Raw genomic sequence first — 12,487 nt, 5'->3', positions numbered from 1 at the left:
AGCGGCTGTAATAAAATGATCAGCCAACAAAAAGGGCCGCATCCGTGGCCCTTTTTGTTTATGGTTTATTCGGGACAACATCTTTGAATCCACTTGTCAGTTGAGTATCATGAAGTAAATCAGGTTCTTTAGCCTGCAGAAACCGGAAAACAGCGTATGTATGCAATGGCTTAAGTAAAGGGCCATCAGCGTCGGGCTTACCAAAAAACTGAGGAAAATAGCGGTTAATAATCGTAACAAAAGGTACACAGATCAGTAAGGATATTATCGTTGTTAATGTACAGTTAAAAGTAATATACCACCATGAATGTTCTGTCAGGCTCCATTTGGCTATATATGAATTAATAAAATGAAAAAAAGCCCCATTTAAACCTAATAGAATTAAGGTATTTGCCCCCAGGTAATTCGTGACTTTATTGGGAGGTATAAGTAGGCCTATACTTATAATAAAGGCGGACCCCAGTAGGGCATTGGTGAAAAAACTAACAAATGTTCCGTGCTTTGACAGGCTCATAATCACGATATCAGGTTCATATAAATAAGTTGCAGAGAGCCATATAAAAGCCAGACTTACTGATAAGGCAACATAAAAAATATTTTTGTTATAAGCTGACAGGCTAGTGAGCAAAGTATAGGTTGAATTGCCGATTAAATAAAAGCCAAGTGCAATAATACTTTCGTGAAGGAACCAGAAATTTAATGCTAATCTGGTGTATATGGCGATTGATACAATATTGTCTGTAATTAAATAGCCAGCTAATATCAGACCTGAGCCAATGACAACATTTCTTGTTTTTTTTCTTAAATCAATTCCTGAACAAGTAGCTATAAACTCCGTTGTAAAGAGGCAGATTAAAAACCACGTCATGAAATTTAACTGAGGCTGCCCACCCAGGTACGCAAAACCTTTTTCTACAACCGTACGTATCATACCTTCGCCCTTAAACCGGTTATAAATCAGCCAAAGCGGAACAAACAATATAGCAAAGCTGAAAACAGGTATAAGACGTTGAAAAAAAATCTTTCTAATAAAGATTAAGCTAACCCTTTGTTGTTTTGCTGTAAATCCAGATACAATAAAGAAAAGAGGAATGTGAAAAGAATATATAAATTTATATTGTACGTAAGTTACTCCTGAATCCCCTTCAAGGTAATATAAAGACTCAACATAGTGCCCGTAGAAAACAAGGAAGATACCAATTGCTTTGATGGTATCTATCCATTCTATTCTATTTTTCATGATTGTTAATTTTGCTGAATGGATAGTGAGTTTATCTGGTTCATTGATATACAGGAAATGTATATATTTCCTGTAAACGAATGAAAACAAGAGGAATTATATAGAAGGTAGATCGTTTATGAGCGAATGGATAATGATTTTTATATTGGGTTTATTGAATTGATAATCAATTATTTACTACTGGTTTACTGTAATTTGATAACGGTATCATTGTGCTTATGGAAGTGATACTATTTCTGGTTATTTAAAATAATATTTATGCTCTAAAACTAGTTAAGGTCAGTATAATGATTTGTATGTATAATGACTTAGATAGTGCCTGCTTTTACTGTTTTTTTTGTATTTTTTAGTGTTAGTAATTAAGTTGATTTTTTTGTTTTTGGTATTATCGGATATATATATACTAAAAAAAGAGTGGCATTGATAAATACAAGTACTTGTATTTATCAATGCCACTCTTTTGGTTATGTTATAGGCTAATTCTCCGCCCCGCGAATCCGGAAAACGGCGCCCTCCATGGTTTCGTCGACGCGTAGCTGACAGGCCAGCCGGCTGTCGCTGTCGGCATCCGGCAGCGTATCCAGCATGTCGAGTTCGGCGTCGTTGCTACCGGGTAATTGCTCAAGGCCCTGAAGCACCTGCACATGGCAGGTTGCACAGAGGGCCATACCGCCGCAGGTTGCCAGAATGTTGTAGTCCGATGCCTTCAGGACTTCCATTAAACTGAGGTTGATACCTTCCGGAATTTCCAGTTCCTGCCGGTCGCCGGTGCGGTCTTCGATGGTGAATCGGATCATGGTTAAAAGGCGTGTACGCCGTTAACGGTGGTGTATTTAAAACTTAATTTCTGGCTCGGGTAGACGTACCGGAAGGCACTCTGACACATAAGCGCTGCCTCGTGAAACCCGCAGAGAATCAGCTTCAGCTTACCGGGATAGGTGTTGATGTCGCCGATGGCATAAATGCGCTCCACGTTGGTACTGTAGTCGTGCGTGTTGACCTCAATGGCCGATTTATCAATGCTCAGCCCCCAATCGGCAATGGGCCCGAGTTTTGGGGTCAGGCCAAACAGCGGAATCAGATAGTCGGCTGGCAGGCTGGTAACGGTTTTATCCTTTGCGGTAATTGTTACTTCTTTCAGGTGGCCGTTGCCGTGCAGGCTCGTGATGTTCGATTGCAGAATCAGGTTAATCCGCCCTTCATTGGCCAGTTCAACCACCTTTTCGGCAGAGTCGGGCGCTCCCCGGAACGACTCGCCCCGGTGAATGAGGGTAACTTCGCGGGCAATGTCGGTCAGGTATAGCGTCCAGTCCAGGGCCGAATCGCCGCCACCGGCCAGGATTACCCGTTTGTCGCGCAGTTGCTCCGGATGTTTGACCATGTAGGACACGCCCTTGCCTTCAAACTGCTCCAGCCCGGCGATTTCCGGTTTGCGCGGCTCAAAACTACCCAGCCCGCCCGCGATCACGACAACCTGGCAATGGACGACGGTACCGTCGCTGGTGATGACGTGGTACGAACCATCGTCCTGTTTCCGGAGCCCGTCGACGCGTTCACCGAGGCTAAATGTCGGGTGGAAAGGGGCAATCTGCTGCATCAGGTTATCGACCAGTTCCTGCGCTTTCACTTCGGGATAGCCCGGAATGTCGTAAATCGGTTTTTGGGGGTAAATTTCCGACAGCTGGCCACCGACCTGCGGCAGGGCGTCGATCAGGTGACAGCGCATTTTCAGTAAACCGGCTTCAAAAACGGCAAACAGCCCGACCGGCCCTGCTCCGATAATGCATATATCTGTGGTAATCATGGTTTGTTGTCTGGTATGCGTAGGCTGCAAAGGTAGGCACGGCAGGCGGGCGGGGCCAATCACTATTGGTTATGGGGGATAAACAGGGCGGGGGAACAAAAACAAAAAAGCCCGTTCCGGAGAACAGGCTTTCGTGTATCTATTAGTTGTAAAGAAAATCCGCAGACTAGCCGCGCAGCTGGCTCCGCAGTGCCCGTGGGATTTCTACAGAAGCAACCGGGTTTGAACCGCTTTCCAGCAGTTCAATGTCTTTAACTTCGATCTGGCTAACCCGTACAGATTTACCAAGATCAAGTTTAGAGACGTTTACGTCAATATAATCAGGAATGTTTTCGGCCAAACCTTTCACCCGGATTTTACGCATCCGCGTTACCAGTTTACCACCTTTCTGTACGCCCGGCGAGTTACCAACGATCCGGACAGGAACGGCAACTTTCAATGGCTTACCATCAATGATCTGCAGGAAGTCAGCGTGCAACAGTGCATCGCTTACCGGATGGTATTGTGTTTCCTGCAAAATGGCACGGTATTCTGTACCTTCGATGTTCAGTATTACCTCATAGGTATCCGGCGTGAACAACAGATCACGGAACAGAATAGCCGGTGCGAAGAAGTGAACCTGCTCTGAGCCACCATACAATACGCATGGAATACTACCTTCGGCCCGGATCTCTTGTGATTCACCACGACCGAGATTCGCTCTTTTATACCCTACAATCTCGAGTTTTTTCATGTTAATTATTTAGTGATTGCGTGAATGAGCGATTGCGTGAATTGTGGGCGAAGCTTAATCGCTCATTCACACAACCACTCATTCACAAATTAATATTTTATAAAAAGTGAACTAATAGATTCGTGATCACGGATGCGGCCGATGGCTTTGGCGAATAGCTCAGAGACCGACAGCACTTTGATTTTCGGATTGTCCTGCTTCAGCGGAATCGTGTCGGATACCACTAGTTCTTCCAATACCGAGTTGGCAATGTTTTCGTGGGCTTTGCCCGACATAACGGGGTGCGTACAGACGGCACGTACCGTCCTGGCGCCCTTATCCAGCAGGATCTGGGCCGCCTTACACATCGTACCACCGGTATCGATCAGATCATCGATCAGCACAACGTTGGCGCCTTCCACGTCACCAATAACCTGCATGGAGGCAATTTCGTTCGCCCGTTTCCGGTGTTTGTCACACAAAACGATGTCGGCATTGAAATGCTTGGCGAATGCCCTGGCCCGGGCTGCACCCCCAACGTCCGGCGATGCAATGATCAGGTTATCAAGGTTCAGGCTTTTGATATACGGTACGAATACCGATGCGCCTTCGAGATGATCAACCGGAAAATCGAAAAAGCCCTGAATCTGACCCGCGTGTAAGTCGATCGTCATCAACCGGTCAGCGCCGGATGCTTCGAGCATTTTGGCAACCAGTTTGGCCGCAATGGCTACGCGTGGTTTATCCTTACGGTCCTGACGGGCATATCCGAAATACGGAATAACGACCGTTACGTAGTGCGCTGAGGCCCGACGCGCGGCGTCAACCATCAGTAATAATTCAAGGAAATTGTCAGCGGGCGGCATGGTCGATTGAACCAGAAAAACGTCGCAGCCTCGTACTGACTCCTCAAAACTTGGCGACATTTCACCGTCGCTAAACCGGCGGCATGTATAGCCGCCTAACTCCTTACCATAATAGTGGGCAATTTTTTCGGCTAGATACGTCGATTGACTGCCTGAAAAAATTTTGACCGGATTGAAAGATGCCATCTGCCGGGGAAATTTGCCGCAAAGGTACGGAAAAATATCCCTGCATTAGCCGGAAACTTAGTTTAATTTGATATTGTAGTGGTAAATTTTTGAAAATGAGAAAGTTGAACTGTAGATGGTAAACAAATATAGATTTTCCGGTGTCTATGTACAAAATGGTTATTGACGGTTCGTATGAACCGTTTTTTGTACAAAGAATTACCCGAATAAGCCTGACTTAACCCCCGATCCGGCTTTTGTTCTGGTTTTTTGGGTATTATTGTGACAGCAAGTTTATTACCAGAATCGCATGAAAACACAATCGAGCCGCGGTAAAAAAAAGGCCGCTACAGCGTCGCCTGAAAGTACACAAACAGCCTTAGACCATGTACAGGAACAGCCGGTTCTGTTAAAAGGCATGCCCGGAAACGGACAGTCACGGACGGTGATTGAGCATGTGACCCCTGAAATCGACGGCGGTTTATTCCCTGTAAAAGCTGTGCCGGGGGATGTTATCACGGTAGAAGCCGATATCATTGCAGACGGGCACGATAAACTGGCGGCCCATCTCTGTTACCGGCATATCGACGATGCGGAGTGGCAGGAAACACGCATGGCCCTGACCGTCAATGACCGCTGGACCGGTTCGTTTACCGTTGAAAAACAAGGCGTTTATCTCTATACCATCGAGTCGTGGGTAGACCATCTGGCGTCCTGGCAACACGAAATTCACCTGAAACTGAAGGATGGACAACGGATTACCAGTGAGCTGCTGGCCGGTGCCAACTTACTGGAAGCCATTGCCGTCCGTGAGGAAGCCATCCGGCATACGATCGAGGCCTTCCGTGACGAAAACCGGTATAACGAAGCCATCCATCTGGCCGAAGAGCACCTTGATACCTGGATTGAGCAGTATCCGGTAAAGGTACATACTACCCGTTACAAGGAGCTGTCGGTTGATGTTGACCGCGCGAAAGCCGGATTCAGTACCTGGTACTGCCTGTTTCCGCGGTCGGCGTCGCGGGAGCCGGGCGTACACGGAACCTTCAAAGACGTTGAAAAGCTGTTGCCGCGTATTTCAGGCATGGGCTTCGACGTGTTGTACATGCCGCCGATTCACCCGATCGGGCATCAGTTCCGGAAAGGGAAAAACAACAATGTGGTTTGCCAGCCGGGAGAGCCGGGGGTGCCCTATGGCATTGGCTCCGAAGACGGCGGCCATGACGCCATTCATCCTGAACTGGGAACCATCGACGACTTTAAGCACCTGATTGCCATCAGTAAAAACTATGGCATGGAAGTGGCGATGGACCTGGCTATTCAGTGTTCGCCGGACCACCCGTGGGCCAAAAATCACCCCGAATGGTTTAAAAAACGCCCGGATGGCTCAATCCAGTATGCCGAAAATCCGCCTAAAAAATACCAGGACATCTACCCGATCTACTTCGAAACCGAAGACTGGCAAAACCTGTGGCTCGAAATGCGGCGCGTATTGCTGACGTGGGGCTCCTGGGGGGTACGCATCATCCGCGTTGATAATCCGCATACCAAGCCGTTTGTGTTCTGGCACTGGGTGATTGCGGAGGTAAAAAAAGAGTACCCTGACATGCTGTTCCTGTCTGAAGCCTTCACGAAGCCTAAGGTGATGCAGCAACTGGCGAAGGTTGGCTTTGCGCACTCATATACCTACTTCACGTGGCGGAACAACAAATATGAGATGCAGGAGTACCTGACCGAGCTGACGCAGACAGACATGAAGTATTATTTCCGTCCGAACTTCTGGCCGACCACCCACGATATTAATCCGGGTATTCTGCAAAGCGGCCACGAACCGCAGTTCCTGATCCGGTATTTTCTGGCGGCTACCCTGTCGTCGAACTACGGCATTTACGGACCATCGTTTGAACTGATGGAGCACGATCCGTTCCCGGGCAAGGAAGAATACCTGAACTCGGAGAAGTACGAAATCCGGCACTGGGACTGGGACAAAACCAATAAACTGACCTACCTGATTACCTTGGTAAACCGCCTGCGCCACGAAAACGAGGCCTTGCAGCACACCAACAACATTACGTTCTGCCGCGTAGACGATGACGCGCTGATGGCCTATCTGAAAGTTTCCGGAAACAGCCGGATACTGGCCGTGGTTAACATGGATGCGTATAACCGCCGCGCCAACATGGTGCAGGTACCCATCTGGCAGCTGGGCATCGCCAACGACCAGGAGTACCGGGTGCGGGACCTGCTGACCGACGCAACCTATACCTGGCGGGGCGAATGGAACTATGTGGAACTTGACCCGTACATGTTGCCGATGCACCTGCTGAGAATCGAGCTATAACCCTCTTTTTTGACTATGCCTCATCCATTAACCTACTCAACTCCCTGGACGGAACTACGGGATACCCCGGCGTTCTGGCAGGATCTGGAACAGCACGTGCTGCCTCCCTATGTGAATACATGCCGGTGGTTTGCCGGTAAGGCCAGGCATCAGACCGGCTTTCGGGCCGGGTCCATTTTTGAGTTTCCGGCCCGTGATTCGGTGGCATATATTCTGATCCTGGAAGCGCTCTACAGCGATGGCCCGCCGGAACAATACCTGTTGCCCTTGTCGTTTGTGACGCATGATCAGCACGATAGCCCGGAAATACCGGCCAAAGGGATTGTGACGGTCATGCATCTGGATGGCGTGCGGGGTTTGCTCGTCGACGGAATTTACGACGAACGCTTCCGGGCGTCGTTGTATAAACACATTGCGGAGCAGAAAAACCGGACGGTTGACGGCGGAAAGCTGGTTTTCCAGCGCGGACGGGGCCTTGATGCCGAAGACGTACACGCAACGGTATCGAGCCGGGTATTACCCGTTGATTCGAGCAACTCGGCGATGGTGTTTGCCGATAAGTACTTTTTCAAGTTTTACCGCAAGCTGTTTGAGCTGACCAATCCCGAAGTGGATATGGTGGCATTTATCACCGAAAACAGCGATTTTGCCAATATCCCGGCCTATGCCGGCAGCGTGACGTACGCGGCGGGGACAACCGACATCACCCTCGGGATGATGCAGCGGATGGTCGCCAATGAAAAGGACAGCTGGTCGCAGACGGGCGATTACCTGAATGATTTCCTGTATGCGGTACCCAAACGTCAGTTTGCCATTCGCGAGGATGTGTTCGATAAGGTGGAGTTGCTGGCCAAACGCACGGCCGAAATGCACCTTGCGCTCTACGCGCCCGACAGCGATCCGGCGTTTGCGCCCGAACCGTTTACGGAAGAATACCGGAACTTCCTGATCCATCGCTTCACGGACTTGCTCGACCGCCGGTATGCGTTGCTGGTCGACAACTACAACAAACTCGATGCCATCGGGCAGAAACTGGCATGGGTCTTTATGGAGGCCCGTGAAATGATTGAAGCCTTTGTTGAAGAGTTCCGGACACGGCCGCTGGAGTCGCTGCGGATCCGGATTCACGGCGATTACCACCTCGGACAGGTCCTGGCTACCCGCGACGACTTTATCATCATTGATTTTGAGGGGGAACCCGAAAGCAGCATTGCCGACCGCAAAATCAAGCACTCGCCGCTGAAAGATGTAGCAGGTATGATCCGGTCATATCACTACGCGGTCTGCGCCAAAATCTACTACTCGGCCGAAACCGAGACACTGGCACCGGATCACCTGCAACGGGTGTCGGACCGGTGGTTCCGGCTTATTCGTGAGACCTACCAGGACGCTTACCTCGACCGCATCGGCATGCCGCACCCGCTGTTCCGGAACAACAACGAAATCAACTTCCTGCTGCTGGTGTATCTGCTGGAAAAGGCCGTTTACGAGCTTGGGTATGAGATCAGTTACCGGCCGGCCTGGGTGAAGATTCCGCTGAAAGGAATTATCGACGTGATCCGGGAAATCGAAAAAATCCGGATCAGCGATCACGGGCTGAACGATGGGGTGCCGATGTTGCAGACAAGTATCTTATAACCAACAGCTATGCTTTTGTATCTTATGGCAGTGGCCTACATCCTGGCGGGCATGCTGCATTTTATAAAGCCACGGATGTACATGGCGATGATGCCGCCTTACCTGCCGGCACATTATGCCATGGTCATCCTGAGTGGCGTCGCCGAGGTGGTATTAGGTGTCGGGTTGCTGTTTCCGGCAACCCGACAGCTGGCTGCCTGGGGGCTTATCGCCTTGCTGATTGCTGTATTTCCGGCCAACCTGTACATGGCCACGTCCGGTAAGTTTCACCAGTTTCCGGCATGGGCGCTGTGGGCGCGGCTGCCGGTACAGGCGTTACTGATCTGGTGGGCGTGGTTGTATACAAAATAATGGATGGGTCAGCACACGGGCTTTTCAGTTGGGTCTGCACATGGGCTGACCCCTACAGGATTGATTCGATGCGGGTTAATTCGTCATCGGTAAATTGGATGTTGTCCAGGGCCTGTAACGAATCGGCGAGTTGTTCGGGGCGGCTGGCTCCGATCAGCACCGAAGTGATGCGCGGGTCTTTCAGGAGCCAGGCCAGTGCCATTTGGGCCAGTGACTGCCCGCGCTCCTGCGCAATGCCGTTCAGCGCCCGTACCTTAGCCAGCGTTTCGTCGGTGAGGCGGGTAGGCAGGGAGCCGGTCGTACGCGCGGCGCGTGAGTCGGCCGGTACACCGTCGAGGTAGCGGTTGGTGAGCAGGCCCTGCGCCAGCGGCGAAAAGGGAATACAGCCAACGCCTTGCTGTTCCAGCAAATCCAGCAGCCCGTCTTCTACCCAGCGGTCCAGCATCGAGTAGCGCGGCTGGTGAATCAGGCAGGGTGTGCCGAGGTCGCGCAGAATCCGGATGGCTTCGGCCGCTTCGTTGGGCGGGTAATTGGAAATACCGGCATACAGCGCTTTCCCCTGACGAACCACCTGATCCAGCGCCATCATCGTTTCTTCAATGGGCGTTTCCGGGTCGGGACGATGCGAATAGAAAATATCGACATAGTCGAGCTTTAACCGTTTCAGGCTTTGGTCGAGGCTGGAGATCAGGTATTTGCGCGACCCCCATTCGCCGTAGGGGCCGTCCCACATCAGGTAACCGGCTTTGGTCGAAATGACCATTTCGTCACGGAACGGCCGGAAATCGGTCTGCATCATGCGCCCGAACGTTTCTTCGGCCGAGCCTGGCGGCGGGCCATAGTTGTTGGCAAGGTCGAAGTGGGTAATGCCGCGGTCAAAGGCCAGCCGCAGGACCGCGCGGCTGTTTTCGTACCGGTCGACATCCCCGAAATTATGCCAGAGCCCTAACGAAATTTCCGGTAATTTAAGGCCGCTGCGGCCACTGCGCCGGTAACGCATCTGCTGATAGCGCTCCGGAACGGGCGTGTATTGACTCATTGTTTATTGAGTGATTTAGTGGTTTAGTAATTGAGTGAGCAGCAATATCAGGGCGAAGATACACAATCCGAAAACTACTGCGACCGGTCAATTGTTACCCAAACGTATGGCACCTTACGAACAGCAAGTACTCAATGAATTGCAGCGCTGGCAACAGCAGATGCAGAAACCACCGACCACTTTCGACCGGCTCGCCAAAGGTCTTCAGCGGCGGATGAACCGGTTTATTCCCCAAAAAGTCAGGACGGTGATTACGACCGTAATTAAACAGATGACGCGGGTGGTCCTGTTTGGGGCTGATAAGCTGACCCGTCAGCCAACGGTCGGCACCTCGCTGCAGGAGCGGGAGGCGGTGGTAAAAACGCGGATTGAGTTTTACAAAACAACCGGTGCGGCCGAAGGGGGGATCACCGGTGCGGGTGGTATTTTACTCGGACTGGCCGATTTTCCGTTGCTGCTGACGCTGAAGGTAAAGCTCCTGTTTGAAATAGCCGCGCTGTACGGGTTTTCCGGCAACGACTACCGCGAACGGCTTTACATCATGCACATTTTTCAGCTGGCCTTTTCGAGCCCCGACCACCGGCTGGAGGTGTTCCGGCGTATGCAGCAGTGGGATACCTATAGCCGGTCGCTGCCCGACGACATTCATCAGTTCGACTGGCAGACCTTTCAGGAGGAGTACCGCGATTACATTGATCTGGCCAAAATGGCACAGCTCATTCCCGGTATCGGGGCTGCCGTCGGGCTGGTGGTCAACTACCGGCTGCTGGACAAACTGGGCGTAACGGCCATGAATGCCTACCGGATGCGGATTGTACAACGGAGTGATGCTCCGTTGTACCGGTAACCTTATTTTTTTGTCACCCATTGAACTGCTTTATCCAGCGCAGCATCACGGCCGGCCATCAGATCGGTAAGTGTCGGGTTTACTTCAATATCAGGCTTAACGCCGATACCCACGAAGTCGGTGCCGTCGGCATAGGTGTCGCGCTTGGTACAGATGCGGGCTGAGCCACCGCCCGGCATCGGAAACATAAGCGGCTGGCCGGTGCTGCCGAAGGAAGGTTGCCCGATAACGGGGATTTTCCGGTCTTTCAGCTGACGGGCAATGATCAGAAAGTCTTCGGCGGCGGAGGCGGTATTGTTACCCGCCAGAATAACAACCGGCATCGTGAGCCGGGGTTCGGTCAGGTCATTGGTAAACTCGTTCGGGTCGGCAATATACCAGCTTGTTCCCGTTACGGTCTGGTACGACCGGCGATACCAGCTATCATTTTTATACTTTATTGAGTCGAAGGGTTCTTCCAGCAGAAATTTTCCCCATGCCTTGTAGGATGAGCGTGTTTCGCGGGTGCGCCATGCCGAACCGGTAAACGTTTTCTGGGCGGTGAAGTATTTCATGATCTCCGCGCCGATGGACGTGCTGCCGCCGCCATTCTCCCGTACGTCCAGAATTATGGCTTTCGCGGCCCGCAGTTGGGGGAGCATAGCCTTAAATTCGCCTATGATTTTTTCTTCCCCGAAGCTGTTCAGTTCAACATGAGCTACACCGTTGGGCAGTATGGTTAACCGGGATAGCTTAGTTTTAGGAACGTCCCGGCCGTTACCCAGCAGCCATGTTGAACCGTCCCGTTCGCGCTGCGAAAACAGCCGCGACTGAAAGCTGATCTCCTTACCCGCCGGCGTACGGAACGTCAGCGGATAGACGGTAATTGTGTCGGCGGTTGCACCCCAGATCCGGAACATGGCCGTATTCATGCGTTCGTGGGGCGCCGAGGAGGAAATGTAGGGCAATACCTCATCGCGGAGGTAGGTTTGCACCGGAATGCCGTTGACCGTGAGCAGTTCGGAGCCTACCGGCACCGAATCCGATAATCCTTTTAATACCCGTGTTACGTATGGTTTCTGGTCAATGTAGGTAAACCGGAACGGGACATAGGTTGAGTAGCCATATAGTGACCAGGGGGCATTGATGTTTGTATGGCCGTCTTTCAGCAGCGCACAGAACCGCTCCAGCACCCGATAATACTCCCAGGTATTCTTAGTGGCCAGTACCTTCGGGATATAGGCTTTATAGGTGCTGTCCCAGTTGATGTTGGCTTTGTCGAAATAGGCAAAGTTCTGACTGGCTTCTGCCCAGAAGGTGGATAGCCCCATGATTTTTTCGGCATCGCTCAGGTTCGCTTGCCGGGCAGTTTGGCCGGAGGCGGTCTGTAACAGGAAAAGGCAGACGCAAAGGGGAGTCAGGAAGAGTGATTTCATAGGGATATGTATGCAAGTAAATTTAGTGGAATGCCTGCTTGCGGCTTTTTTTGTAAACCTAATAAATTC

The 12,487-nt window shown here is 51.0% G+C and carries 11 protein-coding genes; 4 read left to right on the top strand and 7 right to left on the bottom strand.

Annotated elements, in window-relative coordinates:
- Positions 1–58: 58 nt before the first annotated feature.
- From BLX24_RS11130 to BLX24_RS11110, 5 genes are all read right to left on the bottom strand, one after another.
- Positions 59–1,240 (bottom strand): acyltransferase family protein, encoded by a 1,182-nt coding sequence (locus BLX24_RS11130; RefSeq protein WP_071503187.1) that lies wholly within the window; start codon positions 1,238–1,240, stop codon positions 59–61.
- A gap of 476 nt (positions 1,241–1,716) precedes the next feature.
- Complete coding sequence (locus BLX24_RS11125) at positions 1,717–2,037, bottom strand: 2Fe-2S iron-sulfur cluster-binding protein (protein WP_071503186.1); 321 nt, start codon at positions 2,035–2,037, stop codon at positions 1,717–1,719.
- A 2-nt stretch (positions 2,038–2,039) separates the two neighbouring features.
- Positions 2,040–3,044, bottom strand: coding sequence for an NAD(P)/FAD-dependent oxidoreductase (locus BLX24_RS11120; RefSeq protein ID WP_071503185.1), 1,005 nt, complete (start codon positions 3,042–3,044; stop codon positions 2,040–2,042).
- Positions 3,045–3,210: 166 nt separating this feature from the next.
- Entirely contained in the window at positions 3,211–3,777 is a 567-nt protein-coding gene (locus BLX24_RS11115) for a 50S ribosomal protein L25/general stress protein Ctc (RefSeq protein ID WP_071503184.1), read from the bottom strand.
- 89 nt (positions 3,778–3,866) lie between these two features.
- Entirely contained in the window at positions 3,867–4,808 is a 942-nt protein-coding gene (locus tag BLX24_RS11110) for a ribose-phosphate pyrophosphokinase (protein WP_071503183.1), read from the bottom strand.
- 397 nt (positions 4,809–5,205) lie between these two features.
- Between BLX24_RS11110 and BLX24_RS11105 the strand changes: the two genes are divergently transcribed.
- Genes BLX24_RS11105 through BLX24_RS11095 form a run of 3 tightly spaced genes read left to right on the top strand, consistent with a single transcriptional unit; the run spans position 5,206 to position 9,117 of the window.
- A complete protein-coding gene (locus BLX24_RS11105; RefSeq protein ID WP_071503232.1) occupies positions 5,206–7,128 on the top strand; it encodes an alpha-1,4-glucan--maltose-1-phosphate maltosyltransferase in 1,923 nt (640 codons plus the stop codon).
- A gap of 15 nt (positions 7,129–7,143) precedes the next feature.
- Complete coding sequence (locus BLX24_RS11100; protein ID WP_071503182.1) at positions 7,144–8,766, top strand: putative maltokinase; 1,623 nt, start codon at positions 7,144–7,146, stop codon at positions 8,764–8,766.
- Between the two features lie 9 nt (positions 8,767–8,775).
- On the top strand, positions 8,776–9,117 hold the full coding sequence (locus BLX24_RS11095; RefSeq protein WP_071503181.1) for a DoxX family protein: 342 nt from the start codon (positions 8,776–8,778) through the stop codon (positions 9,115–9,117).
- Between the two features lie 52 nt (positions 9,118–9,169).
- On the opposite strand, the gene mgrA is transcribed toward BLX24_RS11095, so the two are convergent.
- Positions 9,170–10,156 (bottom strand): L-glyceraldehyde 3-phosphate reductase, encoded by a 987-nt coding sequence (mgrA, locus tag BLX24_RS11090; RefSeq protein WP_071503180.1) that lies wholly within the window; start codon positions 10,154–10,156, stop codon positions 9,170–9,172.
- A gap of 106 nt (positions 10,157–10,262) precedes the next feature.
- On the opposite strand from mgrA, the gene BLX24_RS11085 reads away from it, so the two are divergent.
- Entirely contained in the window at positions 10,263–11,003 is a 741-nt protein-coding gene (locus BLX24_RS11085) for an EcsC family protein (protein ID WP_071503179.1), read from the top strand.
- A 2-nt stretch (positions 11,004–11,005) separates the two neighbouring features.
- Here the strand turns inward: BLX24_RS11085 and BLX24_RS11080 are convergent, their stop codons facing one another.
- Positions 11,006–12,418, bottom strand: coding sequence for a S41 family peptidase (locus BLX24_RS11080; protein WP_177225822.1), 1,413 nt, complete (start codon positions 12,416–12,418; stop codon positions 11,006–11,008).
- Positions 12,419–12,487: the final 69 nt, after the last annotated feature.

It is taken from the genome of Arsenicibacter rosenii, assembly GCF_001870735.1.
In the GTDB taxonomy this organism is placed as follows: domain Bacteria; phylum Bacteroidota; class Bacteroidia; order Cytophagales; family Spirosomataceae; genus Arsenicibacter; species Arsenicibacter rosenii.
This window is presented reverse-complemented; position numbering and strand designations above follow the sequence as displayed.

Excerpts from the sequence above, each read along its gene's own strand:
- BLX24_RS11130 (WP_071503187.1), bottom strand. The coding sequence starts at position 1,240 with ATGAAAAATAGAATAGAATGGATAGATACCATCAAAGCAATTGGTATC.
- BLX24_RS11085 (WP_071503179.1), top strand. The coding sequence starts at position 10,263 with ATGGCACCTTACGAACAGCAAGTACTCAATGAATTGCAGCGCTGGCAA.
- BLX24_RS11100 (WP_071503182.1), top strand. The coding sequence starts at position 7,144 with ATGCCTCATCCATTAACCTACTCAACTCCCTGGACGGAACTACGGGAT.
- BLX24_RS11095 (WP_071503181.1), top strand. The coding sequence starts at position 8,776 with ATGCTTTTGTATCTTATGGCAGTGGCCTACATCCTGGCGGGCATGCTG.
- BLX24_RS11115 (WP_071503184.1), bottom strand. The coding sequence starts at position 3,777 with ATGAAAAAACTCGAGATTGTAGGGTATAAAAGAGCGAATCTCGGTCGT.
- BLX24_RS11110 (WP_071503183.1), bottom strand. The coding sequence starts at position 4,808 with ATGGCATCTTTCAATCCGGTCAAAATTTTTTCAGGCAGTCAATCGACG.
- BLX24_RS11080 (WP_177225822.1), bottom strand. The coding sequence starts at position 12,418 with ATGAAATCACTCTTCCTGACTCCCCTTTGCGTCTGCCTTTTCCTGTTA.
- BLX24_RS11125 (WP_071503186.1), bottom strand. The coding sequence starts at position 2,037 with ATGATCCGATTCACCATCGAAGACCGCACCGGCGACCGGCAGGAACTG.
- BLX24_RS11105 (WP_071503232.1), top strand. The coding sequence starts at position 5,206 with ATGCCCGGAAACGGACAGTCACGGACGGTGATTGAGCATGTGACCCCT.
- BLX24_RS11120 (WP_071503185.1), bottom strand. The coding sequence starts at position 3,044 with ATGATTACCACAGATATATGCATTATCGGAGCAGGGCCGGTCGGGCTG.
- mgrA (WP_071503180.1), bottom strand. The coding sequence starts at position 10,156 with ATGAGTCAATACACGCCCGTTCCGGAGCGCTATCAGCAGATGCGTTAC.